The sequence below is a fragment of the Bradyrhizobium sp. LCT2 genome, assembly GCF_009931255.1.
GTDB lineage: Bacteria > Pseudomonadota > Alphaproteobacteria > Rhizobiales > Xanthobacteraceae > Bradyrhizobium > Bradyrhizobium diazoefficiens.
Genome location: NZ_CP034432.1, coordinates 8,049,740 through 8,075,513 on the forward strand (window position 1 = coordinate 8,049,740; position 25,774 = coordinate 8,075,513).

26 protein-coding genes are annotated in these 25,774 nt (G+C 64.5%); 12 read left to right on the plus strand and 14 right to left on the minus strand.

The window, feature by feature from the left end:
- Positions 1-12: 12 nt before the first annotated feature.
- Positions 13-1,458 carry an LVIVD repeat-containing protein gene (locus EI171_RS38025; RefSeq protein ID WP_063921548.1) on the minus strand — a complete coding sequence of 482 codons (1,446 nt, stop codon included), beginning with the start codon at positions 1,456-1,458 and terminating at the stop codon, positions 13-15.
- Between the two features lie 168 nt (positions 1,459-1,626).
- Between EI171_RS38025 and EI171_RS38030 the strand changes: the two genes are divergently transcribed.
- The 3 genes from EI171_RS38030 to EI171_RS38040 are packed head-to-tail and all read left to right on the plus strand — an operon-like array spanning position 1,627 to position 2,913.
- Positions 1,627-1,941: a helix-turn-helix transcriptional regulator gene (locus EI171_RS38030; protein WP_011090094.1), complete on the plus strand. Its 315-nt coding sequence runs from the start codon at positions 1,627-1,629 to the stop codon at positions 1,939-1,941.
- A complete protein-coding gene (locus EI171_RS38035) occupies positions 1,934-2,404 on the plus strand; it encodes an SRPBCC family protein (RefSeq protein WP_011090095.1) in 471 nt (156 codons plus the stop codon). Before EI171_RS38030 ends, EI171_RS38035 begins: the two co-directional genes overlap by 8 nt.
- The gene (locus EI171_RS38040) at positions 2,401-2,913 is read left to right on the plus strand and encodes an SRPBCC family protein (protein ID WP_060910587.1); all 513 of its coding nucleotides are present in this window, start codon (positions 2,401-2,403) and stop codon (positions 2,911-2,913) included. The genes EI171_RS38035 and EI171_RS38040 overlap by 4 nt, the downstream gene beginning before the upstream one ends.
- Positions 2,914-2,931: 18 nt before the next feature.
- On the opposite strand, the gene EI171_RS45980 is transcribed toward EI171_RS38040, so the two are convergent.
- Together EI171_RS45980 and EI171_RS38045 are read right to left on the minus strand one after the other, a co-directional pair.
- Positions 2,932-3,111, minus strand: a complete 180-nt coding sequence (locus EI171_RS45980; RefSeq protein WP_028172854.1) for a hypothetical protein — start codon at positions 3,109-3,111, stop codon at positions 2,932-2,934.
- A 380-nt stretch (positions 3,112-3,491) separates the two neighbouring features.
- A complete protein-coding gene (locus EI171_RS38045; protein ID WP_028172853.1) occupies positions 3,492-4,265 on the minus strand; it encodes a DUF2189 domain-containing protein in 774 nt (257 codons plus the stop codon).
- Between the two features lie 295 nt (positions 4,266-4,560).
- Between EI171_RS38045 and EI171_RS38050 the strand changes: the two genes are divergently transcribed.
- The gene (locus EI171_RS38050; protein ID WP_161536322.1) at positions 4,561-6,792 is read left to right on the plus strand and encodes an ATP-binding protein; all 2,232 of its coding nucleotides are present in this window, start codon (positions 4,561-4,563) and stop codon (positions 6,790-6,792) included.
- Between the two features lie 2 nt (positions 6,793-6,794).
- On the opposite strand, the gene EI171_RS38055 is transcribed toward EI171_RS38050, so the two are convergent.
- The 7 genes from EI171_RS38055 to EI171_RS38085 all read right to left on the minus strand — a co-directional run bounded on the left by EI171_RS38055 (position 6,795) and on the right by EI171_RS38085 (position 12,600).
- A complete protein-coding gene (locus tag EI171_RS38055; protein WP_028172851.1) occupies positions 6,795-7,238 on the minus strand; it encodes a hypothetical protein in 444 nt (147 codons plus the stop codon).
- 2 nt (positions 7,239-7,240) lie between these two features.
- A complete protein-coding gene (locus tag EI171_RS38060) occupies positions 7,241-7,594 on the minus strand; it encodes a nuclear transport factor 2 family protein (protein ID WP_246740351.1) in 354 nt (117 codons plus the stop codon).
- A 142-nt stretch (positions 7,595-7,736) separates the two neighbouring features.
- Entirely contained in the window at positions 7,737-8,204 is a 468-nt protein-coding gene (locus EI171_RS38065) for a MarR family transcriptional regulator (protein WP_011090101.1), read from the minus strand.
- 9 nt (positions 8,205-8,213) lie between these two features.
- Positions 8,214-9,824 carry an acyl-CoA synthetase gene (locus EI171_RS38070; protein ID WP_161537151.1) on the minus strand — a complete coding sequence of 537 codons (1,611 nt, stop codon included), beginning with the start codon at positions 9,822-9,824 and terminating at the stop codon, positions 8,214-8,216.
- Positions 9,825-10,088: 264 nt separating this feature from the next.
- Positions 10,089-11,228, minus strand: coding sequence for an epoxide hydrolase family protein (locus tag EI171_RS38075; protein ID WP_161536324.1), 1,140 nt, complete (start codon positions 11,226-11,228; stop codon positions 10,089-10,091).
- A gap of 154 nt (positions 11,229-11,382) precedes the next feature.
- Positions 11,383-11,838: a GatB/YqeY domain-containing protein gene (locus EI171_RS38080; protein WP_011090104.1), complete on the minus strand. Its 456-nt coding sequence runs from the start codon at positions 11,836-11,838 to the stop codon at positions 11,383-11,385.
- A gap of 33 nt (positions 11,839-11,871) precedes the next feature.
- A complete protein-coding gene (locus tag EI171_RS38085) occupies positions 11,872-12,600 on the minus strand; it encodes an alpha/beta fold hydrolase (RefSeq protein WP_161536325.1) in 729 nt (242 codons plus the stop codon).
- A 146-nt stretch (positions 12,601-12,746) separates the two neighbouring features.
- Between EI171_RS38085 and carA the strand changes: the two genes are divergently transcribed.
- The gene (carA, locus tag EI171_RS38090; RefSeq protein ID WP_161536326.1) at positions 12,747-13,937 is read left to right on the plus strand and encodes a glutamine-hydrolyzing carbamoyl-phosphate synthase small subunit; all 1,191 of its coding nucleotides are present in this window, start codon (positions 12,747-12,749) and stop codon (positions 13,935-13,937) included.
- A gap of 42 nt (positions 13,938-13,979) precedes the next feature.
- Here carA and EI171_RS38095 read toward each other — a convergent pair whose 3' ends face one another.
- A complete protein-coding gene (locus EI171_RS38095; protein WP_161536327.1) occupies positions 13,980-14,195 on the minus strand; it encodes a hypothetical protein in 216 nt (71 codons plus the stop codon).
- 145 nt (positions 14,196-14,340) lie between these two features.
- On the opposite strand from EI171_RS38095, the gene EI171_RS38100 reads away from it, so the two are divergent.
- Positions 14,341-14,862, plus strand: a complete 522-nt coding sequence (locus tag EI171_RS38100; protein ID WP_161536328.1) for a hypothetical protein — start codon at positions 14,341-14,343, stop codon at positions 14,860-14,862.
- Positions 14,863-14,977: 115 nt separating this feature from the next.
- Here the strand turns inward: EI171_RS38100 and EI171_RS38105 are convergent, their stop codons facing one another.
- Positions 14,978-15,502: a Dps family protein gene (locus EI171_RS38105; RefSeq protein ID WP_027547661.1), complete on the minus strand. Its 525-nt coding sequence runs from the start codon at positions 15,500-15,502 to the stop codon at positions 14,978-14,980.
- 114 nt (positions 15,503-15,616) lie between these two features.
- On the opposite strand from EI171_RS38105, the gene EI171_RS38110 reads away from it, so the two are divergent.
- Positions 15,617-16,318, plus strand: coding sequence for a class I SAM-dependent methyltransferase (locus EI171_RS38110; protein WP_161536329.1), 702 nt, complete (start codon positions 15,617-15,619; stop codon positions 16,316-16,318).
- 239 nt (positions 16,319-16,557) lie between these two features.
- Here EI171_RS38110 and EI171_RS38115 read toward each other — a convergent pair whose 3' ends face one another.
- Positions 16,558-16,929, minus strand: coding sequence for a helix-turn-helix transcriptional regulator (locus tag EI171_RS38115; protein ID WP_038965431.1), 372 nt, complete (start codon positions 16,927-16,929; stop codon positions 16,558-16,560).
- Between the two features lie 110 nt (positions 16,930-17,039).
- Between EI171_RS38115 and EI171_RS38120 the strand changes: the two genes are divergently transcribed.
- From EI171_RS38120 to greA, 3 genes are all read left to right on the plus strand, one after another.
- Positions 17,040-18,209, plus strand: coding sequence for an MFS transporter (locus EI171_RS38120; RefSeq protein WP_161536330.1), 1,170 nt, complete (start codon positions 17,040-17,042; stop codon positions 18,207-18,209).
- A gap of 142 nt (positions 18,210-18,351) precedes the next feature.
- Positions 18,352-21,816, plus strand: coding sequence for a carbamoyl-phosphate synthase large subunit (gene carB / locus EI171_RS38125; protein WP_161536331.1), 3,465 nt, complete (start codon positions 18,352-18,354; stop codon positions 21,814-21,816).
- Between the two features lie 229 nt (positions 21,817-22,045).
- On the plus strand, positions 22,046-22,519 hold the full coding sequence (gene greA, locus EI171_RS38130; protein ID WP_011090113.1) for a transcription elongation factor GreA: 474 nt from the start codon (positions 22,046-22,048) through the stop codon (positions 22,517-22,519).
- Positions 22,520-22,830: 311 nt separating this feature from the next.
- On the opposite strand, the gene EI171_RS38135 is transcribed toward greA, so the two are convergent.
- Positions 22,831-23,310: an Lrp/AsnC family transcriptional regulator gene (locus EI171_RS38135; protein WP_027547667.1), complete on the minus strand. Its 480-nt coding sequence runs from the start codon at positions 23,308-23,310 to the stop codon at positions 22,831-22,833.
- Between the two features lie 267 nt (positions 23,311-23,577).
- Here EI171_RS38135 and trxB point away from each other — a divergent pair, with 267 nt between their 5' ends.
- Positions 23,578-24,543, plus strand: coding sequence for a thioredoxin-disulfide reductase (gene trxB / locus EI171_RS38140; RefSeq protein ID WP_011090115.1), 966 nt, complete (start codon positions 23,578-23,580; stop codon positions 24,541-24,543).
- A 5-nt stretch (positions 24,544-24,548) separates the two neighbouring features.
- On the plus strand, positions 24,549-25,472 hold the full coding sequence (locus tag EI171_RS38145; RefSeq protein ID WP_028172837.1) for a LysR family transcriptional regulator: 924 nt from the start codon (positions 24,549-24,551) through the stop codon (positions 25,470-25,472).
- The last annotated feature ends 302 nt before the right edge of the window (positions 25,473-25,774 follow it).

Genomic DNA, 25,774 nt, shown 5'->3' on the forward strand with positions numbered 1-25,774 from the left:
CGCGCCGCATCGTCAGCTCTTCGGCGGGCCGGCGACGGCGCGCGCGGGACCGGTCAGCTCGAGGATATGCAGGCCGGTGTTGGCGCGGTCGACGATGTAGATGTAGCCGCGATCATCCGTCTCCACATTGTTGGTCTGGATCGCGACCTTGCAGCGTTCGCCGCCTTCGATCGGGATGCAGCGCTTGTCGGTCGCGCTCGTGATCGATGGAATGAAATAGCCGACCTCCTTCGGGTGATAGGGGTCGCGGATGTCGAGCGCGCGCACGCCGGCATTGAAGAAGGCGATGAAAGCCAGCTTCTTGTAGTAGACCGGCGCCATGCTCTCGTTCGAGGAGTGCGAGCCGAAGCGGCCGCCGCGCTGGCAGAACTGTCCGCTGGCCTCCGGCACGGTATAGCTCGAGATCATCATCGGCCGCGTCTCGGTGGTGACGTCCGCGAACCACACCATCTGCCGCGCCTCGCCGCATTCGTTGAGGATCGCCTCGTCCACGATCATCACGATGTCGCGGGTCCTGCCGTCCTTGTCCTCGGAAAATTCCGCAACGGGCATGTCGAGCATCGGGAACGTCGTGTGCGCGCCGTTGAAGGCGGACATCGGCATCCGCGCAATCTCGGGATAGCGCAGATTGTCCGGCGTCGGCTCCTTCGGCCCGTTCAGGAGCTTGTCACGATCGACGATCTGAAGGATGCCGCCCTTGTTGGTGCCGTACCCGAAAAAGACGCGATTGCCTTGGGGCCCGGTCGAGATCGGCCCGTGCAGTTCGGTCGGTACCGCGCCGGTGGCGCCGGGCTCCTGACCGGGCAGGCCGAAGTCGCGGATCTTCTGCGGATGCGCGGGATCGGAGAGGTCATAGACCTGCGTCATGCGCCGCGTGCGCCAGTCCGGCGCGCCCGAGACGAGAAAGGCGATACCGGTGTCGCATTCCCACCAGCTCTTGTGCGTGTCCTTCAAGCCGCCAATGCGCGCGATCAGCACAGGGCTGGCGGGATCGGCGACGTTCCAGATCTCATGCGCCTCGCTGCCGAAGGTGCGCAGCATGTACACCGCATTCGGATCGCCCTTCGGCAACGACTTGCCGTCGCAGACCCGCACCATCTGCGCGCCGCCGGATTCATATTTGCCTTCCTGCCCCGGCAGGTGACGCAGATATTTGGGATGCGCGGGATCGGTGACGTCGACGATCGAGGTTCCGTTCGGCTCCGCCTGTCCCGTCATCGGATTGACGGGAGCGGGCACGTCGTCGGTGCCGCCGTGATGGCCGATATAGGCGATCCAGCGCTCGCCCTGATGATGGATGGTCGGCTGATAGGCGCTGCGCGCCTGGAGGTCGTTGGTCCCGACCAGCTTCATGTTGGAAGCTTCCGGCGGCGCGCCGATCGTCTGCTTCTGCGCGTAGGCCGGTGTGCCGCAAGCGAAGAAGACGAGGCCCGCGGCAGTTAAGACGCAACGGAACATGAATCCTCCCGGAACCAATCTGCGTTGGCTGAGCTGAAAGGATAGCACAGCCGACTGCAGGCGCCCAAAACACGATCTCGCGGCCAGTCATTCCGGGGCGCACGAAGTGCGAACCCGGAACGACGTGCCGCTTGACATGCAACCATTTGGTTGCCTATTATCACCGCCATGGATGAGGTCTTCAAAGCGCTCGCCGACGCGTCACGACGATCGCTGCTCGACAGGCTTCACGCCAGGAACGGCCAGACGCTGAACGAACTCTGCGAAGGCCTCGCGATGACGCGGCAGGCCGTGACCAAGCATCTGGTGATTCTGGAAGAGGCCAACCTGGTCACGGCCATCAGGCATGGCCGCGAGAAGCTGCATTACCTCAATCCGGTGCCGATCCATCAGATCGGCGAACGCTGGATCAGGAAGTTCGAACGCGGCAAGCTCGCCGCGCTCGGCGAGTTGAAACGCCAGTTGGAGAAGCGCGATGAGTAAGCCGCAATTCGTCTATGTGAGCTATATCGAGACCTCGCCGGAAAAGCTGTGGGAGGCGCTGACGTCGAGCGAGTTCACTAGGCAATACTGGTTCGGCGCCGAGATCCGTTCCGACTGGAAGGTCGGCTCGCCCTTCGCGCTTCTGCTGGACGGCGAAATCACCGATTCCGGCGAGATCCTCGAGGCCGATCCGCCGCGGCGCCTGTCCTACAGCTTCAAGCACCAGAAATACGAAGAGCTCCGCGGCGAGCCGATCTCGCGCGTCGTCTTCACCATCGAACCGTTCGGCTCGCTCGTGCGTTTGACCGTGCTGCATGACGGCTTCGTCGAGGGCGGCAAATATCTCGGCGCCGTCTCCAATGGCTGGCCGGCGATCCTGTCAGGCCTCAAGAGCCTGTTGGAGCGAGGCAAGGTGCTCGCCATTCCCCGCGCAGCCCTCAACAAGGGATTCGACGCAAAATGAACCTCGATCAATTCAAGCCGCTCACCGTCTATACCATCTACATCGCCTCCACACCGGAGAAGGTGTGGGAGGCGCTGACCTCGGCCGAGTTCAGCCGGCAGTATTTCTTCGGCAATGCCGTGGAGGTCGAGCCGCGGCTCGGCGGCGCGTTCGTCGTGCGCACGCCCGACGGCGCCCTGCACATCAGCGGCGAGGTCCTCTCTTACGATCCGCCGCGAAAGCTCTCGGTCACCTTCAACGTCAACTGGCCTGATCTGATCGAGAAGCTCGGCCCGACCCTCGTCACCTACGAGATCGAAGAGGTCGGCGACGCGGTCCGTCTCACCATGAGCGAAGGCCATGACCGGCCGCTCAGCGACGACATCCTCTCCGGCGGACGGCAGGGCTGGCCGGCGATCCTCTCCAGCCTCAAGAGCATGCTCGAGACCGGCAAGCCGCTGGTGGTGAAGATGGGCCCGCCGCAGCGGATGCTGGATGCCCTGAAGGCGATGGGGATCAAGACGCCGTAGCGGCCGGAATCTGCGCCCTCATCGCTTCTTCTTCGCCGGCGGCGGTTGAATCTCGTCGATCTTGCGACGGCAATCCCCTTCCGAATCGTGCGGGCCCGACACAAAGGTCCCACTGACCTTGATCGCGTACCAGCCCGACTCCACGCCGAGCCGGAGTGCTTCGTCTGTCTTGACGTGTCTTGGGGAGAGAGTTTGCATCAGGTGCTTTCGGTTGGCGTTCGATCTCGTATCGAACCGCGGTGGAATCTTTCAGGCATATCCGGCACGCGCCCGCCGCGTCCGGCTCACCCGCGGGAACGGGCAATATGCGCAACCATCGCCGTTACGATGGCGTGATGAGCCAGCTCCGCCGGTGCGAGGAATGAGCCGTTTCGCGTCGCGCGCGCATGGTCACGGCGCCGCGTGTGCGAAAGGACGACCGGACTTTCCGACATTGGCGCACCGTGCGCGCAATCACTGCAATTAGCTATCGTTTTCTCGCCCGCGCCGCGCTTTTGACGCGCCAAATGCCGTTCTCGATCGAATAAGGCCGCCGAAGCCTCGTTTTCAACTGCTTGGTCGTGCGTCGGGCTTGCCTCTCACGGCACCGGCGCCACCAGACGCCGATAGAGATGCCACGTCGCATGGCCGAGCACCGGCAGCGTCACGATCAGCCCGAGGAAGTAAGGCAGCGCGGAGACGATCAGCAGCATCACGATCACGGCCGCCCAACCGATCATCGGCAGCGGGCTGGTCACGACCGCACGCACGCTCGTCACCATGGCCGTGACGAAATCGACCTCGCGGTCGAGCAGCAACGGAAACGACACCACGGTGAGCGAGAATAGGATCAGCGACAACACGGCGCCGACCGCGTTGCCGATGGCGAGGAACAGCAGACCCTCATTGGTCGTCAGCACCACCGTCATGAACTCCTGAAGGCTCGAGAACGAGGCGTGCAGGCCGAGCAGCAGCGCGATCAGGAGCCTCACCTGGTACATCCAGATCACGAACATGAACAGCGTGACGAACGCCATCCAGCCGATCTCGCTGCGCGAGCGTATCGCCGACCAGATCGCGCCGAAGGAGACGGGCTCGCCGCGCTCGCGGCGGCGGCTGACCTCGTAGAGACCGATCGCGACGAACGGGCCGATCAGCGCGAAACCGGCGGCCAGGGGATAGACCAGGTAGACCATGCCGAAAGCGGTGAGGCAGAGCATGATGGCGATGCCGCCGGCGGCATAGAGTGCGCCGAAGCAAAGCCCGTAGAGCGGCAGCGCCTGGAAATCGCGGAGACCCTCGACCAGCGCCTCGGCAATGTCGGTCGCCATAACGGGACGCACCACCGGATCGACCTTGCCCGAGATGGACATCAGCTTCCTCCTCATTTGCCGGTGCGATCTTCGTCGCACGCGGTTCGTCCGTGATATTAGCGCCGTCGGGCGCCGCGCGCACGCGCAGTTTGGTTCCGGATGACGGTATCCTGGGAGCCCGGCGGCGCTGCGTCGACGCCCCCTGTCGGGGGCTCACCCGTGCTGCGCGCAACCTCAGAATCTTTCCCCCCTCGAGGGCTTTTGGGCACGATGCCTATGGACGGAACGGACGGTGGTGCCGCAAATTGCACCTTCGAACCAGCACACGCGATGACTAGAGCGGACTACCCGACCGATGAGCTTGCGTACCCGGCTACTGATACTCGTCATCGCGGCCATGCTGGTGCCGGCGAGCCTCGTCGGGCTGCGTTTCATGCAGAATCGAAGCAGCGACATCAACGCCGCCCTGACCAATCTGGCGGCGGCGGCCGACGAGATTGCAAGCGATCTGGACGAGAAGATCCAGGGCACCGCGCAGCTTCACTATGGTCTCGCCCGTGCCCGCGACCTCGACACGCGCGACAAGGCGGCGTGCTCGGCGTTTCTATCGGAAGTGCGCGAGGAATACCCGCAGTTCACCGGGATATTGACCATCGATCCCGACGGCAGCCTGTTCTGCGACTCGCTGCGGACCAGCCGCACGCTCGACCTGAGGGATCGCGCCTATTTCAAGCAGGCCCTAGTCTCGCGCGGTGTCGTGCTCGAGCCGGTCTTCGGCCGGCTGACCGGACTGTCAGTGCTCCAGATCGCATATCCTGTGCGATCGGAAGCCGGCGCGCTGAAGCTGATCCTGCTGGCTTCGTTCAACCTGCGCAAATTCGCGGAGTTTCACCACAAGCGGCTGCTCGCCGAGAAGGATATCCTGCTCGTCGATGCCAAGGGCACGGTTCTGGTCGCTCCCTCCGGCGGAGGCTGGACCGAGCCCGTCGGCGGGTCGATCGCGGGATCCGAACTGTTCCGCTTCGCGGCAACGCCCGACCGGAAGGCGTTTCAGGAAGTGACCGATCGCGAGGGCCGCACCCATGTCTGGAGTGTCGCCGCCCGCTCGCCGTCGACCCGGGATGCCGGTCTCTACATCCTGGTCGGACGGTCCAAGGACGGGCTGGTCGCGGCAGCGAACCGACGACTCTACGAGGACATGGCGATCCTGGCGGTGGCCTCGCTGCTGCTGCTGGCGGCGGTCTGGATCCTCGCGACGGTGAGCGTCGGCCGCCAGGTCGGGCGGCTCGCCGCGATGGCCAAGAGGCTCGGGCGCGGTGACCTCGGCGCGCGAATTCCGCCGCCCCATCCGCGCGGCGAACTCGGCGGACTGATGAGCCTGCTCAACGACACCGCCGAGTCGCTCCAGCAGCAACGCGCCGCCATCGCGGAGCTCAACCAGAAACTCAGCCAGTCCCAGAAGATGGAGGCCATGGGCCAGCTCACCGGCGGCGTGGCGCACGATTTCAACAATCTGCTGACCGTCATTCTCGGCAATGCGGAGCATCTTGCCGACAGCCTGGCGGGAAACAAGGAATTGCACCGGATCGCCGGCGATATCGCGACCGCCGCGGAGCGCGGCTCAGACCTGACGCGCAGCCTGCTCGCCTTCGCACGCAAGCAGCCCCTGAGGCCGAGGGAGATCGACATCGCCGGCAGGATTCGCGACATGGAGCCGTTGCTGCGTCGGACCCTGGGCGGGCACATCGAGTGCGCGTTCGCGCTCGAGGCGAATGTGTGGTTGACCAGCGTCGATCCCGGCCAGCTGACAACTGCGCTGCTCAACCTCGTGCTCAACGCGCGCGACGCCTTGCCTGACGGCGGCAAGCTGACGGTCGAGGTGCGCAACGTTTCGCTCGAAGAAACTGACGTCGACGTCAACGGCGAGCCGCGGCCCGGCGACTACGTCATGGTCGCGGTGACGGACACGGGCAGCGGCATGACCGCCGAGGTGGCGAGCCGCGCGTTCGAGCCGTTCTTCACCACCAAGGAGGTCGGCAAGGGGACCGGGCTTGGCCTCAGCATGGTCTACGGGTTCGTGCGACAATCCGGCGGCCTGGTGCAGATGCAGTCCGAACCGGGACACGGCAGCGTCGTCAGGCTGTTCTTTCCCCGCCTCGCAATGCCGCCGACCGAGGACCCATCCCCCCAGGATCGGACCGTCGCACCCGACGGAAGCGAGACCATTCTCGTGGTCGAGGACGACGACATGGTTCGGGCCTATGTCGTGAACGAGCTGAAGACGCTCGGCTACCGCGTCATCGCGGCGCCGAACGGCCCCGCGGCGCTCGACCTGTTGCGCCGGCCGGGGGACATCCACCTGCTGTTCACCGACGTCGTGATGCCCGGCGGCATGTTCGGGCCGGAGCTTGCCAGGCAGGCCACCGGCTTGCGGCCCGAGCTCAAGGTGCTCTTCACCTCCGGCTACACCCAAAATCCCGTCAAGACGCCCGACGGGCTCGGCGACGCCCGTATTCTGACAAAACCGTTCCGGCGGCACGACCTCGCCGCGATGCTGCGGTCCGCCCTGTCGGCGCCGCCGCGATGACGTCAGGACGACCACGTGAGCAGAAGCGCCACGCCAAGATTGGCCGCGAACAGGGCCGCGTCGATGACGAATATCCTGAGCATCGGGCCTTTGAGCACCGGCCAGTAAGCCACGCCGACACGTCCGCCACGCATCAGGATCGGCAGGTTATAGGCGAACTGGCTGAAGTGGCAGGCGGCGAAGAACAGGAACAGCACAAGCTGCGCCTCGACGGGCTGGAAGAACGGCGGGCGCGCGACCAGAAGAAAGAACGACAAAAGCCCGATCGGCAAATTCATCCCGCCCAGGAACGCCACGCTGGCCGCGAGGGTCGGCGCGATTGGATTGCTCCGCTCTTCCCGCGGCAGCAAGATCTTCAACGTGTTGCGCTGTGCAATGCTGAACTGGATGAATGCGCCGCCGAACCAGAGCGCGTTGAGAAGCAGAACGAAATCCGAAAGGCGCATGTCTATTTTCCGTAAAAGGCTTCGCTGCGCACCACGCGGCCGGCAGCGTCGAAATCCATGAACTCGCTGGCGCGCGTGTCGCCCAATTGCCACCACACCGTCAACCGCGCGATTGTCTCGTCCCAGCTCCAACTCAGGATCTTCAGGTCGGCGCTTTCGATGTGGCCATAGGCCTTCCGCCAGTAGGCGCGGATGTTTTCGGCGCCAGCGACGACAGGAGAGCTGGTCAGTGTCAGCGCCAGCGGGCTGCGCATCTGCGCATTGTCGGCAAAGTGCGCGACGACCGCGTCGATATCGACCTTGCACCAGTTCGCGCACCATGCCGCGACGAAGCGCTCGGCGGCTGCGCGATTCATTATCTGTGCATTCGTGTCTTGAGCGCTCATCTCTTGAGCGCTCCCGGCTTCCGTCCGCTCATGACGCGGCCCTCCCCTGGCTCGTTGCCGGGAAAGTGGCAAAGTCCACGCCTCATGTCAACTATGTTGACTTGAGAATTCGTCAGTGGTTGTCGGCGATCGCCCCCATGACGGCCATCCATGACGCCGCGCCGGACGCCCCGACGCGATCGAACGCCGCGCGCAGGGCCTTGCGCTCGTGGTCCGATGCCCTTTGCTCGATACGTTTCCCGGCGTCCGTCAGGCGCAGCAGCTTGGAGCGATGCTGCTCGGGCGAGCGCTTCGACGTCAGGAGCTTGCGCTCCAGCAGCAGGTTGAGCGGCCGGTTCAACGCCTGCTTGGAAATGCCGAGGATCTCGATCAGCGCGCCGATCGCGATGTCGGGCCGGCGGGCCACCACGTAGAGGATACGATGGTGCGGGCGCGACAGGCCCTGCTTTGCAAGATACTCGTCGGCCTCCAGCGTCATCCCGCGCCAGCCGTAATACATGAGCTCCAGCGCAGCATCGAGATCGTGCAGCTTCGCAAGTGAGGCGCGGTGAAGCCCCGCGGCTTGAGACGTCTTTGGCATTGGAAGAAGCTAACCCTTCGCCCGCAGTTCGCGCCGCAGCACCTTGCCGGTCGCCGTCATCGGCAGCGTCTCGGCGAACTCCACGAAGCGCGGATATTCGTGCGCGGCGAGCTGCACCTTCACGAACTCCTGGATCTCGCGCGCGAGCGCGTCGCTGCCGGTAAAGCCCGGACGCAGCACGATCCAGGCCTTGATCGACTCCGTGCGGATCGGGTCGGGAATGCCGACCACCGCGGCCATCGCCACCGACGGATGCTTCATCAGCGTGTGCTCGATCTCGGATGGGCCGACGCGATAGCCGGCGGTGGTGATGACGTCGTCCTCGCGGCTGACATACCAGAAATAGCCGTCCTCGTCCTGCACGCCGAGATCGCCGGTAAGCAGGAAGTCGCCGGCATATTTCTTCGCGGTCGCCTCCGGATTGCGCCAGTATTCGAGCATCGTGACGGGGCACGGCTGGCGCACGCCGATGATGCCGCGCTGCCCGCGCGGCTGCTCCTCGCCCTGGTCGTTGACGATGCGGACGTCGAAGCCCGGCGTCGCCTTGCCCATCGCGCCGGGCCGGATCGGAAACAGGTTGGAGTTGCTGCCGATCACGAGATTGCACTCGGTCTGGCCGAATACTTCGTGCGCGTCGATGCCGAAGGTCTCGCGCACCCAGCCCAAGAGTTCGCCGCCGAGCGATTCGCCGCCGGTGAAAATGCTGCGCAGCTTGACGCCGGGATGCTTCACGCCGGCCTGCCGCATCAGCTTCAGCGCCGTCGGCGGCAGGAAGACGTTGCGGACGGAAAGATCGGCCATCATCTGCATCGCCGCCTGCGGCTCGAATTTTCGGGCGCGGTGACCGACCAGGGGAATGCCGTGATACCAGAACGCGAGCAGGCCGTTGACGAGGCCGCCGATCCAGGCCCAGTCCGCCGGCGTCCACATGAGATCGCCGGGGCGCGGCAGGAAATTGTGGCACATCTCGACGTTCGGCAGATGGCCGAGCACGACGCGATGCGCATGCAGCGCACCCTTCGGATTGCCCGTTGTGCCCGAGGTGTAGATGATCAGCGCAGGATCGTCGGCCGAGGTGTCGACGGTCGCAAAATCCTCGGACGCGGTTTCGATCGCCGGCCAGAACGGTTTTGCGCCGGCGTGGACGGCGCCGCTCGTGACATAGATGTCCTGCAAATAGGGCAGCCGATCGCGGACCCTCGTGAGCTTCTCCCAGCCCGCCTCATCAGTGATGATGGCTCTTGCTTGCGAATTCGACAGGCGAAATTCCAGCGCGTCCTCGCCGAACAGCGCGAACAGAGGGATCGAGATCAGCCCGGAGCGGAACGCTGCCATATGCGCGATAGGCAGCTCCAGCGACTGCGACAGGAACACCGCGACGCGGTCACCGCGCGCAAGGCCATCCGCCTTCAGCACGTTGGCGAAGCGGCGCGACATCTCCGCGACCTCGTCGAAGGAGGTGCGCGTGGTGGCGCCGTTCTCGTCGACATAGATCAGCGCGAGACGGCCGGTACCGTCGGCATGGCGGTCGCAGCACGCCTCCGCCATGTTGAAGCGCGCCGGGATATCCCAGCGGAAGTTGCGATAGAGCTCGTCGTAGGTCTTGGCTTCGGTGAGCATGGCTCGCGTTTCCACGGTCTTGGCGTCATGGCCGGGCGAAAGCGCGAAGCGCGTCTTCGCGATCAAAGTCCCGGCCATCCACGCCCTTGCTTCTTGAGCCTAGTCTAAGCTCGTGGATGCCCGGGACAAGCCCGGGCATAACATCTGCATTCGACGTCATTCCGGGGCGGTCCACAGGACCGACCCCGGAATCTCGAGATTCTCAGGTGCGCAAGCGCGCACCATGGTTCGCGCTTTGCGCGCGCCGGAATGACCGCGAGAGAATTATCGCACCGTCGCGAAGAACTTCCTGACATCGCCCACGAACAGCTCCGGCTGCTCGAAGGCGGCGAAATGGCCACCCTTCTCCATCTCGCTCCAATGCGTGATGTTGGAAAAGTTGGGCTCCATCCAGCGCCGTACCGGCGTGATGATCTCCTTCGGGAAGACGGCGACACCGGTCGGCACGCCGACCCTGGGCGTTGTGCGGCGCTTGCCAAAGCTTTCCCAATAGAGCCGTGCGGACGAGGTCGCCGTCTCCGTCGCCCAATAGAGCATGACGTTGTCGAGCAGCTCGTCCCTGGAGAAGATGTTCTCGGGATGGCCGCCGCAATCGGTCCAGGCCCAGAACTTTTCCAGAATCCAGGCCGCCTGCCCGCTCGGCGAATCCGTCAAGCCGTAGCCGAGCGTCTGCGGCCGCGTCGACTGCTGCTTGGAATAACCGGAGTCGAGATCGACGTAATGCTTGAGGCCGGCGAGCGCGCGCTTCTCCTCCACCGTCGGCTCGCCCTCGACCTTCGGCGCCGCGTTGAAGGCGAGCGTGATGTGGATGCCGGCGCAATGCTCGGCGTCCTGCGCGCCGAGCGAGGTCGTCACCGCCGAGCCCCAGTCGCCGCCTTGCGCGCCGTAGCGCGCATAACCGAGGCGGTCCATCAGTTTGGCCCAGGTCGCGGCGATGCGGTCGACGCCCCAGCCGGTGGTTTGCGGCTTGGCGGAGAAGCCGAAGCCCGGCAGCGAGGGACAGACGACGTGGAACGCATCCGCGGGATTGCCGCCATGCGCGGCGGGATCGACCAGCGGCGCGATCACCTTCTGGAATTCCACGATCGAGCCGGGCCAGCCATGGGTGATGATCAGCGGCAGCGCGGAGGGCTCCCTCGAACGCGCATGCAGGAAGTGGATATCGAGCCCGTCGATCTCGGTCGTGTATTGATCGATGCGGTTGAGCCTGGCTTCGCGGGCGCGCCAGTCGTAGCCATCAGCCCAATAGGTGCAGATCTCCCGGATCCATTTCAGCGGCGCGCCCTGGCTCCAGTCGTCGACGAGTTCAGCCTCCGGCCAGCGCGTGCGGGCGAGGCGCGATTTGAGATCGGCGAGGATGTCGTCGCTGATGGCGATGCGGAACGGCTTGATGGCGCCGGTCATCGGTTGCCTCCCCTTGTTCTTTTGTCATTCCGGGGCGCGCCCCTTGGCACGAGCCCGGAATCCATTGCGCAACAGAACTGGCGGCCCGATGGATTCTCTGATGCGCAATTGCGCATCATAGCTCGACGCTGACGCGTCGCCCCGGAATGACAACTCAGCCCGACAGCGCCGCCTTCACCAAACCACTCGCCTTGCCGAAATCCATCTGGCCGGCGTACTTCGCCCGCAACACCGCGATCACCTTGCCCATGTCCTTCATGCCGGCTGCACCGGTTTCAGCGATCGCGTCCGAGATCGCCTTCTTGACCTCGTCATCGGACATCTGCTTCGGCAGGTAGGCCGAGATCACCGCGATCTCCTCGCGCTCCTGCTGGGCAAGCTCGGCGCGGCCGCCCTTGTCGTAGAGCTCGACCGATTCCTGGCGCTGCTTGATCATCTTCTGCAGCACGGCGAGCAGGTCGGCGTCCGACAGCGGTGGCTTGCCGCTGCCGCGTGCCTCGATGTCGGCGTTCTTGAAGGTCGAATTGACCATGCGCAGCGTGGACAGCTTGCGCTCGTCCTTGGCCTTCATGGCCTCCTTGACCGCATTGTTGATGTCGTCGCGCAGCATGGTCGTGATCCCTTTGAATATCCGACGCCTGATCTAGGCCGTTCGCGCTCCTGAGACAACCTGGCTTTGCAGCCATTCGGTCAGCGCCTGCACCGTCGCCGCGGGCTGTTCCGGCTGCGGCAGATGCCCGCAATTCGCCAGAACGACGAGCTTCGCGCCGGCAATGCCGTCCGCCATCTCCTTCGAGAACGCATTGGGAATCGTGTTGTCCTGATCGCCGGTCAGCACCAGCGTCGGGCATTTGATCGTGGCCAGCGTCGGCCGCGAGTCGACCCGCGCAATGATCGCGATCTGCTGCCGCAGATAGCCGTCGACGCCGACGTCGTCGCCCTGCTCATGCACGAGCCGGCGAAGGTCGGCATCGTCGCGGCGCGAGGGATGCACCAGTTCCGGAAACATCTCCTCGCGCGCGGCACGCAACTCCCCGCGCTTCGCGCGCTCCATCAGGCCGCGGCGGCGCTGGGTCGCCTCCGCCGTATCGGGCCGGGCCTGGGTGTTGATCAGCGCGAGCCTCAAAACCCGCTCGGGCGCCTGGCGCATGATCTCCAGCGCGATGTAGCCACCCATGGAATGGCCGGCGAGCGCAAAGCGGGGCGGGGCCTCGCCCAGCACGCGGCGGGCGATCGCCGCCATGCTGTCATCGCGGATATGGTTGGCGACCATCACCGGGCCGAACCGCCACAGCGCCGGGATCACCGGGGCATAGATCCGAGCCGAGGAGGCCAACCCCGGAACCAGCAGAAGCGGGGTGGTCTGGTCCATTATTGCCTCGAAAGCCCCTAGATTTGCCGGAAATTGTGCGGCCAAGCTTAAGTACCCGGGACGGGCTGTCAAATATGCAAAAACGCATGTGAATCGGGCCTCTCCCGCTTTGACGGAGGCGCGCGGGCAGACTATGAAACGCGCTCATGACACAACATGACAACGATCCCGCCTGGCCGGACCATAAACCGACCGCGCTCCTCGTGCTCGCCGATGGCACGGTGCTCGAAGGCTTCGGTCTCGGCGCCGAAGGCCACGCCGTCGGTGAAGTCTGCTTCAACACCGCGATGACCGGCTACGAGGAGATCCTCACCGATCCATCCTATGCCGGCCAGCTCATCACCTTCACCTTCCCGCATATCGGCAATGTCGGTACCAACGAGGAAGACATCGAGACGGTGAACATGGCCGCGACGCCGGGCGCGCGCGGCGTGATCCTGCGCACCGCCATCACCGATCCCTCGAACTACCGCGCCACCAAGCATCTCGACGCCTGGCTGAAGGCGCGCGGCATCATCGGCCTCTCCGGTATCGACACCCGCGCGCTGACCGCGCTGATCCGCAGCAAGGGCATGCCCAATGCCGTGATCGCGCATGCCAGGAACGGCGAGTTCGACCTGCATGGTCTGAAGGAAGAAGCCCGCGAATGGCCGGGGCTCGAGGGCATGGACCTCGTGCCGATGGTCACCTCCGGCCAGCGCTTCACCTGGGACGAGACGCCGTGGCTCTGGGACAAGGGCTTTGGCCAGCAGGACAAGACCGAGTTCAACGTCGTCGCCATCGACTACGGCATCAAGCGCAACATTTTGCGCCTGCTCGCCGGCGTCGGCTGCAAGGTGACGGTGGTGCCGGCAACGACGTCAGCCGAAGATATCCTGGCGATGAAGCCGGACGGCGTGTTCCTGTCGAACGGCCCGGGCGATCCGGCCGCGACCGGCAAATATGCCGTGCCTGTCATCCGGGACGTCATCAAGTCGGGCACGCCGACCTTCGGGATTTGTCTTGGCCACCAGATGCTCGGCCTCGCCGTCGGCGCCAAGACCAAGAAGATGCATCAGGGCCACCACGGCGCCAATCATCCCGTGAAGGACGAGACCACCGGCAAGGTCGAGATCACCTCGATGAACCACGGCTTCGCGGTGGACGAGAAGACGCTGCCGAAGGGTGCGACGCAGACCCACATCTCGCTGTTCGACGGCTCCAATTGCGGCATCCAGCTCGACGGCAAGCCGGTGTTCTCGGTGCAGTACCACCCCGAGGCTTCGCCGGGCCCGCGCGACTCGCACTACCTGTTCCAGCGCTTCGCCGATCTGATGCGGCAGAAGAAGAGCGCGTAAGCTGCAAGATCACCCGGCGGATGAATCCGCCGGGGCCTACCGTCACGGACGCATGAACATGAAGTCCGTGTCGGGATCGCAGTTCTCAGCGATGAAGTGCAGCTCCGCCTGGATGTCGGCGACGGACCTCGTCTCGAGATATTTTGAGATCACCAGGCTGAGCAAGGCGCGGCAGACGGCTTCGTACCCGAGACCGGCCGTCTCCGCCTCGTCGACGGCCGCCGAAAAATGGCGCTGCGCAACGTCGGATGCGTACATGGCGTCCCCCTCCTTCGCGTTGATTTGCGTGCCCCTGAATGGCCGCCCGCGCCTTGATCTCCGTCAAGCCGGCATATGGACTTGTGTCAGGAACAAGGACGCCTGCGCCGTCTTGATTCCTGGTCTGTTGCCACTGGAGCCTCCCATGTCCGTCGTCCGCGACAATGCCGAGCCGCTCGCCATCGTGTTTGAGGATGACGGGCTCGTGCCGAACAACATCCTCCCCTTCCTGGTCTACCAGGGGGCGGTGAAGCTCGACCCGGAGCATCCGGAGCAGACGATCGAAAACCTGTTCGAGGAGAACGGCTGGGGCGGCACGTGGCGCAACGGCGTCTACGACTATCTGCACTACCACGCGACGGTGCATGAGGTGCTCGGCGTTGCGCGTGGGAGTGCACGCGTTCGCTTCGGCGGCGACCATGGCCAGGAGCTTCAGATCAAGGCCGGCGATGTCGCGATCCTGCCAGCCGGCACCGGACATCAGTGCATCAAGGCAAGCGGTGATTTCTGCGTGATCGGCGCCTATCCGCCGGGCAGCAAGATGGAGATCACGCGCGCGACGCCGGAGAACCATGCCAAGGCGCTGAAGACGATTCCAAAGGTCGCGTTGCCGCCGGCCGATCCGGTGACAGGCAAGGACGGGGCGCTGATGCGGTTGTGGCGATAGCTACAAGCGCGGTGCCGTAGGGTGGGCAAAGCGAAGCATGCCCACCAATCCATTTGAACTGTGCGGACAGATGGTGGGCACGGCGCGCGCCTTTGCCCACCCTACAGCACCATGACTAAGCCTCGTTCGCGCCTTCCTGGCGGGTGGCTTCGAACAGGAACCAGGTGCGGCGCTCGGTCTCGTCGATGAAGACCTCGAGGATGCTGGCGCTGGCGACATCGCCGGCGTCATCGCAGACTTCGTGGGCCTTCCGCATCGCGCCCGCGACATGCTTGTTGTCCTGCATCAGCTCGCGCAGCATCTCGCGCGGCGGGACGTAATCCTCGTTGTTGTCCTTGATGGTCTGGAGCTTTGCGACCTGGCCGATCGACTTCAGCGTCGCGCCGCCGATCTTGCGGACGCGCTCGGCGAGCTGGTCGGTGGTGGCGAAGATCTGGTCCGAGTGCTCGTCGAGCAGCAGGTGGTAGTCGCGGAAATGCCGGCCGCTGATGTGCCAGTGGAAATTCTTGGTCTTGAGATACAGTGCGAACGCGTCGGCCAGAAGCACGTTGAGCGCCTCCGAAACCTTGTTGACCGCCTGGGGCGACAGATCGGTGGGGGTGTCGAGGTCGGGCGAGACCTTGTTGGGAGCTTTGCTCACGGGAAACCTTCCTGTTAGGACGCGGACATTGACGGCGCGCCGTCGCCCCCCTAACGCAAGGTGGGCAGCGCCGGTTCCTGTGCAGGAGCTGTTTGGCCGGGACGTTCGGACACCATGGACGATTGGATCGATTATTACGACTCCACGCATACGATCTATGTCAGCAAGCTGCATCGCGATTTGCACTTCCAGATCATCGCGCGGGACATCATCGGCTACATCTCCTCGCCCGAGGCGACGGTGCTGGACTACGCCTGCGGCGAGGCGCTGTCGGCGAGCCAGGTGGCAGCCGCCTGCGGCAAGCTGATCCTTGCCGAGCCGGCGCCGGGCGTACGCGGCCGGCTGATCGCGCGGTTTGCCCCGAACACCAAGATCCGTGTCCGCTCGCTCGACGACGTCCGCAAGATGGAGGACCAGTCGATCGACCTCGTGGTGATGAACTCGGTCGCGCAGTACATGACGCCGGAGGAGCTCGATGCCGCGCTGCTCAACATCCGGCGATTGTTGACCCCGTCCGGCAAGCTGGTGCTCGGCGACATCCTCCAGCCCAATGTCGGCATGTTCAGGGACGTGATGGCGCTGCTCGGCTTCGGCTTGCGTCACGGCTTCCTGAAGGACGCGCTGATCGGGCTGATCAGCACCGCGCTGTCCGATTACCGTCAGCTGCGCTCGCGCATCGGGCTGCAGCGCTACAGCGAGGACGAGATCACGGCCAGGTTGAAGGCGGCCGGGTTCGCGGTCCAGCGCGCCCACACCAATATCGGCCACAATCGCTGGCGCATGACCTTCATCGCGCGACCGCCAATGGTTCGTTAAGCATAACAATTGGCTGAGGTGGCTTGTCGCACCTCGCTCGGACATGATCCATCCGGCCCGGTGGCGGAAGTGTCTACGCGAGAGCGGTGCATCGCTCTTTATCCTGGTTCAAATCCAGGCCGGGTCTCCACGCTTCGCCCTGACGGGCTACGCGTGGCGCAGCCATGCTAGACCGGCAGCGGAAGCGTGTCCGGCGCAAATTGAGCGAAGCGAAAGCGTAGACGGACTGTATCCGCGGCTCAATCTGCCTTGGCGACTTCACACTCCGACAGAAGCTGAAGCCGGTCCGCATCCTTGGCTGCGGAGCTGAGCACGGCATCGAGCAGGCCGGGGAAGCGCACCTCCAGATCCTCGCGGCGCAGCCGCATGAAGCGGTTGGTGCCCGCCACGCGCGTCTGCATCAGGCCGCATTCGCGCAACTTGGCGAAGTGATAGGCGAGGTTGGATTTGCCGGCGAGACCATTGAAGTCGCCGCAGCAGAGCTCACTGCTGACACGTTCCTGCTGGGCGAGCTGGTAGACGATCGCCAACCGGATCGGATCGCTCAGGCAATCCAGGACCATCGGCAGCTCGATCTGTTCGCGGGTGGGATGGAGGGGCGTGCGGCTCATGGTTCGGATCATAGCGATGCGGCCGCAATGTTCAATAGTTCTTGAACCAATTGACACTGAAACCGTCGCGTTCGATAGTTCAATAAACATTGAACATAGGGATCTTTCCAATGAGCGTATTCTGGCTGGCCCTGGCGGCCTTCGCGATCGGCACCGAAGGCTTTGTTATCGCAGGGCTTTTGCCGGCGATCGCCACCGACCTGTCGATTTCGGTCTCGGCCGCCGGCCAATTGGTCACCGCCTATGCCCTCACCTATGCCGTGGGCTCGCCGATCCTGGCGGTGGCGCTGAACAATATCGACCGCCGGACCGTGCTGGCTCTGGCGCTGACCACCTTCATCGCCGGAAATCTCGCCGCGATGGTGGCTTCCAGCTACGCCCTGCTTCTGGCTTCCCGGATGCTGATGGCCCTGGGCTCCGGGCTGTGCATGCCGACGGCGCTCGCGGTGTCGGTAGCCGTCGCCTCGCCTGAAAGGCGCGGCCGCGCGGTGGCGCTGGTCACCTCGGGACTGACGGTTGCGACCGTGATCGGCGTCCCGCTCGGCAATCTCGTCGGGAGCCTGTTCGGATGGCGCGCGACCTTTGCCATGGTCGCCCTGATCGGTGCCGTCGCGCTCGCCGGCCTCCTGCTGGGCCTGCCCCGCGGCCTGCCGCGCAACACCGCCTCACTCGGCGAGCGGCTGGCGGTGGCGCGTCACGGCAATGTCCTGGTGGCGCTTCTGATCACGATTCTATGGGGGCTCGGCGGCTTCACCGTGTTCACCTATTTCGCGGTGCCGCTGCGCGGCCTCGGCTTCGATGCCTCGCAGATCAGCCTTGCGCTGCTGGTGTTCGGCGGCGCCGCCGCGATCGGGAACATGCTCGGCGGCGTCCTGGCCGACCGGCTCGGCACGCTCGCCACCGCAGCGTTCGGGCTCGCAGGCATGGCGACCGCGCTGATCCTGCATTCGCTGGTCCTCAAATTGATGCCCGGACAGGCGCATTATGCCGTGCTGGGCACGATCTTCCTCTGGGGCATCTCGGGCTGGGCGTTCTATCCGGCGCAGATCGCCAGCATCATCCGGATCGAGCCGCAGGCCTCGATGATCGCGCTCTCGCTCAACGCCTCGTCGATGTATCTGGGCTTCGCCATCGGCGGCGCCTTGGGAGGCGCGGTGCTGGCCACGCTGTCGCCAAATGACCTCGGCTGGATCGGCGGAACGAGCGTTGCGGCCTCGCTTCTGGTGCACCTCGCCCGTGGCTGGCAGGCACGGCCAAAACCGGTCAAAATTGCCGGTTGATGGGTGTTTTTCGGGGTTTCGCCGCCCCGAAAACTGGTCTAAGACCCACCCGCGCGCGAGGGAGACCACCGCGCTCTCGGCCAAAGGGACGCGCAGCCGCGCGCCCTTTTTTTGTGCCCAAATCCGACTTCGGCGAGAGTTGATGCCCAAACGTACAGACATCACCACCATTCTGATCATCGGCGCCGGTCCCATCGTGATCGGACAGGCCTGCGAGTTCGACTATTCGGGCACGCAGGCGGTGAAGACGCTGAAGGAAGAGGGCTATCGCATCGTCCTCGTCAATTCCAACCCGGCCACGATCATGACCGACCCGGAATTGGCCGATGCGACCTATATCGAGCCGATCACGCCCGAGATCGTCGCCAAGATCATCGAGAAGGAACGTCACGTCGTTCCCGGCGGCTTCGCGCTCTTGCCGACCATGGGCGGCCAGACTGCGCTGAACTGCGCGCTGTCGCTGCGCCGGCAGGGCACGCTGGAAAAGTTCCACGTCGAGATGATCGGCGCCACCGCCGACGCGATCGACAAGGCGGAGGATCGCCAGCTCTTCCGCGAGGCCATGACCAAGATCGGGCTCGAGACGCCGAAGTCCCGGCTTGCCAATGCGTCGGCATTGAAGAAGTCGTTCCGCGACAAATATCTCGCCGAACGCGAAAAGCTCTCGGGCGCCGCGCTCGAAGAGCTCGAGCGGCAATGGACGCTGGGCGAAAGCGACCGCCGCAAGCGCTACCAGGAATACGCATTCGGCCAGGCCATGATGGCGCTGTCCGAGATCGGCCTGCCCGCGATCATCCGCCCCTCCTTCACCATGGGCGGCACCGGCGGCGGCATTGCCTACAACAAGGAAGAGTTCCTCGACATCATCGAGCGCGGCCTGGACGCGTCTCCCACCAACGAAGTGCTGATCGAAGAATCCGTGCTCGGCTGGAAGGAGTACGAGATGGAGGTGGTGCGCGACAAGAAGGACAATTGCATCATTGTCTGCTCGATCGAGAACCTCGATCCGATGGGCGTGCACACCGGCGACTCCATCACGGTGGCGCCGGCACTGACGCTGACCGACAAGGAATACCAGATCATGCGCGACGCCTCGCTGGCGGTGCTGCGCGAGATCGGGGTGGAGACCGGCGGCTCCAATGTGCAGTTCGGAGTTAATCCCGACGACGGCCGCATGGTCGTCATCGAGATGAATCCGCGCGTGTCGCGTTCCTCCGCGCTGGCTTCGAAGGCCACCGGCTTTCCGATCGCAAAGGTCGCCGCCAAGCTCGCGGTCGGCTACACCCTGGACGAGATCGCCAACGACATCACCGGCGGCGCCACGCCGGCCTCGTTCGAGCCGACCATCGACTACGTGGTCACGAAAGTGCCGCGCTTCGCCTTCGAGAAATTCCCCGGCGCCTCCACGACGCTCACGACGTCGATGAAGTCGGTCGGCGAAGTCATGGCGATCGGCCGCACCTTCCAGGAAAGTCTTCAGAAGGCATTGCGCGGGCTCGAGACCGGATTGACCGGCCTCGACGAGATCGAGATCGAGGGGCTGGGCCAGCACGACGACAAGAATGCGATCCGTGCCGCGCTCGGCACGCCGACACCCAACCGCCTGCTCCAGGTCGCCCAGGCGATGCGGCTCGGCTGGTCGAACGAGGACATCTTCAACTCCTGCAAGATCGATCCGTGGTTCCTCGGCGAGATGCGCGGCATCGTCGACATGGAGGAGAAGGTCAGGAAGAACGGCCTGCCGGGCAATGCCTTCGGCATGCGCACGCTCAAGGCCATGGGCTTCTCCGACGCGCGGCTCGCGGTGCTCGCCGACACGACGGAAGCCGAGGTGACGGCGAAGCGCCACGCGCTCGACGTTCGCCCGGTCTACAAGCGCATCGACACCTGCGCGGCCGAATTCGCCTCCCCAACCGCCTACATGTACTCGACCTATGAGGCGCCGTTTGCTGGCGCTCCGGCGGACGAGAGCACGCCATCGGACAAGAAGAAGGTCATCATTCTCGGCGGCGGGCCCAACCGCATCGGCCAGGGCATCGAGTTCGACTATTGCTGCTGTCACGCCTGCTTCGCGCTGCACGACGCCGGCTACGAATCCATCATGGTCAACTGCAACCCGGAGACGGTGTCGACCGACTACGACACCGCGGACCGGCTCTATTTCGAGCCGCTCACCGCCGAGGACGTGCTGGAGATCATCGCGAAGGAGCGCACCAACGGCACGCTGCATGGCGTGATCGTGCAGTTCGGCGGCCAGACGCCGCTCAAGCTGGCGCGCGCGCTCGAGGCCGCCGAAGTGCCGATCCTTGGCACCTCGCCGGACGCCATCGACCTCGCCGAGGACCGCGACCGCTTCAAGCGCGTGCTCGACAAGCTGCGGCTGAAGCAGCCGAAGAACGGTATCGCCTATTCGGTCGAGCAGGCGAGGCTGGTCTCCGCCGATCTCGGCCTGCCCCTGGTAGTGCGCCCGTCCTACGTGCTCGGCGGCCGCGCCATGCAGATCATCCGCGAGGAGAACCAGCTCAACGACTATCTGCTCGGCACGCTGCCGGAGCTGGTGCCGGCCGACGTCAAGGCGCGCTATCCGAACGACAAGACCGGGCAGATCAACACCGTGCTCGGCAAGAACCCGCTGCTGTTCGACCGCTACCTGTCGGACGCGACCGAAATCGACGTCGACTGCCTCTGCGACGGCAAGGACACCTTCATCGTCGGCATCATGGAGCACATCGAGGAAGCCGGCATCCATTCCGGCGACAGCGCCTGCTCGCTGCCGCCGCACTCGCTCGATGCGAAGATGATCGAGGAGCTGGAGCGGCAGACGCGCGAGCTCGCGCTCGGCCTCGACGTCGTCGGCCTGATGAACGTGCAATACGCCATCAAGGACGGCGAGATCTATGTGCTCGAAGTCAATCCGCGCGCCTCGCGCACGGTGCCCTTCGTCGCCAAGGTGGTCGGCACGCCGGTCGCCAAGATTGCCGCGCGCATCATGGCCGGCGAGAAGCTCGCCGATTTCGGGCTGAAGAAGGCGCAGCTCAAGCATGTCGGCGTCAAGGAATCGGTATTCCCGTTCGCGCGCTTCCCCGGCGTCGACACGGTGCTCGGCCCCGAGATGCGCTCGACCGGAGAGGTCATGGGCATCGACCGCTCGTTTGCGGTGGCCTTCGCCAAGAGCCAGCTCGGCGGCGGCACGCGGGTGCCGCGCAAGGGCACGGTGTTCGTCTCGGTGCGCGAGAGCGACAAGACGCGTATCGCCGAGGCCGTTCGCGAGTTGCATTCGCTCGGCTTCAAGGTGCTGGCGACGTCGGGCACGCAGCGCTTCCTGACCGACCAGGGCATCCCGACCGAGAAGGTGAACAAGGTGCTCGAAGGGCGGCCGCATATCGTCGACGCCATCACCAATGGCGACGTCCAGCTCGTCTTCAACACCACCGAAGGCCCGCAGGCGCTCGCCGACAGCCGTTCACTGCGGCGCGCGGCCCTCTTGCATAAAGTGCCGTATTACACCACTCTTTCCGGGGCCGTGGCGGCCGCGCAGGGCATCCGCGCCTATCTTGGCGGGGACCTTGAGGTTCGTACCCTGCAGAGCTACTTTTCGGAAACCTGATCGCGAACGGAAGGCTAGGCCTTGAAAGGTTAAGCCTTCCGCTAAGTGATTGGCAGTCAAGCCACAATGGCCGCAGGAACTGTCCGGCCATATGGTTGTTCTGTTCCGGCGCCAAGCCCATATCTGTCGACGTCCGGCGGCTCATGTACCGAGCCCCGGAAATACCGACGAATCAAGGTTGGGCGCCCATTCGCGTTCTGGGGCGCACGATCGAAGGACGAGAGAGAAGATGGAAAAGGTTCCGATGACTTCGGCCGGGTTTGCCGCGCTCGGGGAAGAATTGAAGAAGCGCCAGTCCGAGGACCGTCCGCGCATCATCGAGCATATTGCGGAGGCGCGCTCGCACGGAGACCTGTCGGAAAACGCGGAATATCACGCCGCGAAGGAAGAGCAGTCCCACAATGAAGGCCGCATCGCCGAGCTCGAGGACAAGCTCGCGCGCGCCGACATCATCGACATCTCGAAACTGTCCGGCGACACCATCAAATTCGGCGCCACCGTAACGCTGGTCGACGAGGACACCGAGAAGAAGGCGGTGTGGCAGATCGTCGGCGAGGTCGAGGCCGACGCCAAGAAGGGCCGCATCTCCATCACTTCGCCGCTCGCCCGCGCGCTGATCGGCAAGAAGAAGGGTTCGACCGTCGAGGTCAACGCACCCGGCGGCGCCAAGGCGTATGAGATCACCAAGGTGGAGTGGCGGTAAGGATTTGCCGCTGCGCGTGATGATGTTTTGAAAAGGCCGCGCAAACCGCGCGGCCTTTTTGTTTAGGCGTGTTGCTCGGAATGACGGTGTGGAGACCGCGAAGCGCAACTCTATGACCGTCACCCTGAAGGTGGCCGCTTCTTCAGCGGCCCTCGAAGGGCGACGGCCCCATTGTTGCCTCGCGCGGCGACACGCGGGCCGCTCATCCTTCGAGGCTCCCGATGGGGCGCTCCGCGCCCCATCACTCGCACCTCCAGCGACGAGCGCTACGCGCTCGCGCCTGGATGACGGGACTAACAGGCTTGGCGAACCTACCGCCGCCCCTTCACATCCAGCGGCACGGCCGCCTCATATTTCGAATTGTGCAGCACCAGCGAGGTCCGCACGTTGCGGACATGGGGCGCGGCGGTCAGGTGGGTGACGAAATCCTGGAAGGTCGCCATGTCGGGCGCGACGCATTTCAGGATGAAATCGACCTCGCCCGACAGCATCCAGCATTCCCGCACCAGGGGCTCGGCGCGGACGAACTCCTCGAAGGCGCGCAAATCCGCCTCGGCCTGGCTGGACAGGTGCACGGCCGCGAACACCGTGACGTCGAAACCGAGCTTTCGCGCGTCCAGCAGCCCGCGATAGCCGTGAATGTAGCCCTCCTCCTCCAGCGCCCGGACCCGGCGCAGGCAGGGCGGCGGCGAAATGCCAACCCGCTTGGCCAGCTCAACATTCGTGATTCGACCGTCGGCCTGAATCTCGGTGAGAATTTTCAGGTCGATCTCGTCTAGGTTCCGCGACACGTGATTGGAACTCCTGGCCTTTGCGGCGGTATCGGGTGGGTTTGTCGCAATCCTCATAGCCCAGTCCGCACCCATTGCGCAATTTTATTGCGCGTGCAGCGCAATCGACTTTTGTTCCCTGTTGGAAAAATCCGCCGACAGGGAATGCAATTCTTGCATAGCTCACCAGAACGCTTAGATTAGCTCTGATATTTCAGCGCCTCCGCGAGGCCTCCTGGCTCCTTCCGCGCCCGCGCTGCAAATCCCCCGTGAAAGGCGTCCATCGAAATGTCCGCTCCTGTTCATGCAAAGGTCGTGATTATTGGCTCTGGCCCCGCGGGCTACACGGCGGCGATCTACGCCGCGCGTGCGATGCTCGAGCCGATCCTGATCCAGGGCATCCAGCCGGGCGGCCAGCTCACCATCACCACCGACGTCGAAAACTATCCGGGCTTCGCCGACGTGATCCAGGGCCCCTGGCTGATGGAGCAGATGGAGAAGCAGGCGGTCCATGTCGGCACCAAGATCGTCACCGACCTGGTGACCAAGCTGGAGACCGGGCGACGACCGTTCCGCCTCACCTGCGACAGCGGCGACGTCTATCTCGCCGAAACCGTGATCCTCGCCACGGGCGCGCAAGCGCGCTGGCTCGGGCTGCCGTCCGAAGGGAAATTCCAGGGCGGTGGCGTCTCGGCCTGCGCCACCTGCGACGGCTTCTTCTACCGCGGCAAGGAAGTGATCGTGGTCGGCGGCGGCAATACCGCGGTCGAGGAAGCGCTGTTCCTCACCAACCATGCCTCGCAGGTCACCATCGTGCATCGTCGCGACCACTTCCGCGCCGAACGCATCCTGCAGGAGCGTCTGTTCAAGCACCCGAAGATCAAGGTGGTCTGGGACTCAGCCGTCGACGAGATCTGCGGCACCGAGAACCCGAACAAGGTCACCCATGTCCGCCTCAAGAACGTCAAGACCGGCAAGCTCACCGAGCTTAAGGCCGACGGCATCTTCATTGCCATCGGCCACGCCCCGGCGACCGAGCTGGTGAAGGACCAGGTCAAGCTCAAACCGTCGGGCTATGTCGAGGTCGCCCCGAACTCGACCGCCACCTCGGTGCCCGGCCTGTTCGCCGCCGGCGACGTCGCCGACGAGACTTATCGCCAGGCCGTGACGGCCGCAGGCCTCGGCTGCATGGCAGCACTCGAAGCCGAACGTTTCTTGGCCTTGCGCGCCAGCGAGCGTGCAGCAGCGGAATAAAGATCATGCCTCGAACACGCGACGGATTTACGGATATGGACTGGGACAAGCTGAAGGTGTTTCACGCGGCGGCTGAAGCGGGCAGCTTCACGCATGCGGGCGAACAGCTCGGCCTGTCGCAATCGGCGGTCTCGCGCCAGGTCTCGGCGCTGGAGCAGGAGCTCTCGGTCTCGCTGTTCCACCGCCACGCCCGCGGCCTGATCCTCACCGAGCAGGGCGACCTCCTGTTCCGCACCGCGCATGACGTGTTCATGCAGCTCCAGGCGGCGCGCGCCAAGCTGACCGATAGCCGCGAGCGGCCGAGCGGCGATCTCAAGATCACCACCACGCCCGGCGTCGGCATCAACTGGCTGATCCCGCGGCTCGGCGAATTCACCGCGCTCTATCCGGAGATCCGGATCTCGCTGATCGTCACCGACGAAGAGCTGGATCTGTCCATGCGCGAGGCGGACGTCGCGATCCGCACCCGCAAGCCGACGCAGCCGGATCTCATCCAGCGCAAGCTGTTCGCGATGGGTTTCCACGCCTATTGCTCGCCGGATTACATCAAGCGCTTCGGCACGCCGCGCACGCTGGAGGAGCTCGACTCCCACCGCATCATCACGCTCTCGGACGGCACCTTCGCGCCGCATCTTCAGAACCGCAACTGGCTGGTCGAAGCCGGCCGCAACGGCTCGGGTCCGCGCGAGGCCTATTTCAGGGTGAACAACATCCTCGGCCTGGTGCGCGCCTGTCAGCAGGGCCTCGGCATCGCCGCGCTGCCGGATTATCTGATCGAAGAGCAGAGCCGTCTCGTGCAGCTGTTCGGCGAATCGGATTCGATCCAGCTCGATACATATTTCGTGTATCCCGAGGAGTTGAAGACGGTCGCGCGCGTGCAGGTGTTCCGCGACTTCGTGGTGAGCAAGGCGCAGCGCTGGCCTTCCTGATTTCCGCATGTCTGACATGCGGCCTCGGCTGTTGCTGCATGGCGTTAGGCAAGCTCATAATGTTTGCACGCTGAGCCTTCGCGTTGCGCATTTGTCCCCCTCCTCCAGTGGCGCGGGAGTTCAGTAATCCCTCTTGGAAGGTGATTGTGTCGGCCTCACGTGGCCAATACCTTAAGCCGGGCTCGTTCGAGCCCGGCTTTTTTTCTGCCCAATTCGGCATTCGCCTTCCGCGTGTATTGACAGTTCCACGTATCGCCCGCATCATTTGCGAATGATCACGAAGTCGTGCGCAATCGTTTCGA

Excerpts from the sequence above, each read along its gene's own strand:
- EI171_RS38025 (WP_063921548.1), bottom strand. The coding sequence starts at position 1,458 with ATGTTCCGTTGCGTCTTAACTGCCGCGGGCCTCGTCTTCTTCGCTTGC.
- EI171_RS38030 (WP_011090094.1), top strand. The coding sequence starts at position 1,627 with ATGGATGAGGTCTTCAAAGCGCTCGCCGACGCGTCACGACGATCGCTG.
- EI171_RS38035 (WP_011090095.1), top strand. The coding sequence starts at position 1,934 with ATGAGTAAGCCGCAATTCGTCTATGTGAGCTATATCGAGACCTCGCCG.
- EI171_RS38040 (WP_060910587.1), top strand. The coding sequence starts at position 2,401 with ATGAACCTCGATCAATTCAAGCCGCTCACCGTCTATACCATCTACATC.
- EI171_RS45980 (WP_028172854.1), bottom strand. The coding sequence starts at position 3,111 with ATGCAAACTCTCTCCCCAAGACACGTCAAGACAGACGAAGCACTCCGG.
- EI171_RS38045 (WP_028172853.1), bottom strand. The coding sequence starts at position 4,265 with ATGTCCATCTCGGGCAAGGTCGATCCGGTGGTGCGTCCCGTTATGGCG.
- EI171_RS38050 (WP_161536322.1), top strand. The coding sequence starts at position 4,561 with ATGAGCTTGCGTACCCGGCTACTGATACTCGTCATCGCGGCCATGCTG.
- EI171_RS38055 (WP_028172851.1), bottom strand. The coding sequence starts at position 7,238 with ATGCGCCTTTCGGATTTCGTTCTGCTTCTCAACGCGCTCTGGTTCGGC.
- EI171_RS38060 (WP_246740351.1), bottom strand. The coding sequence starts at position 7,594 with ATGAATCGCGCAGCCGCCGAGCGCTTCGTCGCGGCATGGTGCGCGAAC.
- EI171_RS38065 (WP_011090101.1), bottom strand. The coding sequence starts at position 8,204 with ATGCCAAAGACGTCTCAAGCCGCGGGGCTTCACCGCGCCTCACTTGCG.
- EI171_RS38070 (WP_161537151.1), bottom strand. The coding sequence starts at position 9,824 with ATGCTCACCGAAGCCAAGACCTACGACGAGCTCTATCGCAACTTCCGC.
- EI171_RS38075 (WP_161536324.1), bottom strand. The coding sequence starts at position 11,228 with ATGACCGGCGCCATCAAGCCGTTCCGCATCGCCATCAGCGACGACATC.
- EI171_RS38080 (WP_011090104.1), bottom strand. The coding sequence starts at position 11,838 with ATGCTGCGCGACGACATCAACAATGCGGTCAAGGAGGCCATGAAGGCC.
- EI171_RS38085 (WP_161536325.1), bottom strand. The coding sequence starts at position 12,600 with ATGGACCAGACCACCCCGCTTCTGCTGGTTCCGGGGTTGGCCTCCTCG.
- carA (WP_161536326.1), top strand. The coding sequence starts at position 12,747 with ATGACACAACATGACAACGATCCCGCCTGGCCGGACCATAAACCGACC.
- EI171_RS38095 (WP_161536327.1), bottom strand. The coding sequence starts at position 14,195 with ATGTACGCATCCGACGTTGCGCAGCGCCATTTTTCGGCGGCCGTCGAC.
- EI171_RS38100 (WP_161536328.1), top strand. The coding sequence starts at position 14,341 with ATGTCCGTCGTCCGCGACAATGCCGAGCCGCTCGCCATCGTGTTTGAG.
- EI171_RS38110 (WP_161536329.1), top strand. The coding sequence starts at position 15,617 with ATGGACGATTGGATCGATTATTACGACTCCACGCATACGATCTATGTC.
- EI171_RS38115 (WP_038965431.1), bottom strand. The coding sequence starts at position 16,929 with ATGAGCCGCACGCCCCTCCATCCCACCCGCGAACAGATCGAGCTGCCG.
- EI171_RS38120 (WP_161536330.1), top strand. The coding sequence starts at position 17,040 with ATGAGCGTATTCTGGCTGGCCCTGGCGGCCTTCGCGATCGGCACCGAA.
- carB (WP_161536331.1), top strand. The coding sequence starts at position 18,352 with ATGCCCAAACGTACAGACATCACCACCATTCTGATCATCGGCGCCGGT.
- greA (WP_011090113.1), top strand. The coding sequence starts at position 22,046 with ATGGAAAAGGTTCCGATGACTTCGGCCGGGTTTGCCGCGCTCGGGGAA.
- trxB (WP_011090115.1), top strand. The coding sequence starts at position 23,578 with ATGTCCGCTCCTGTTCATGCAAAGGTCGTGATTATTGGCTCTGGCCCC.
- EI171_RS38145 (WP_028172837.1), top strand. The coding sequence starts at position 24,549 with ATGCCTCGAACACGCGACGGATTTACGGATATGGACTGGGACAAGCTG.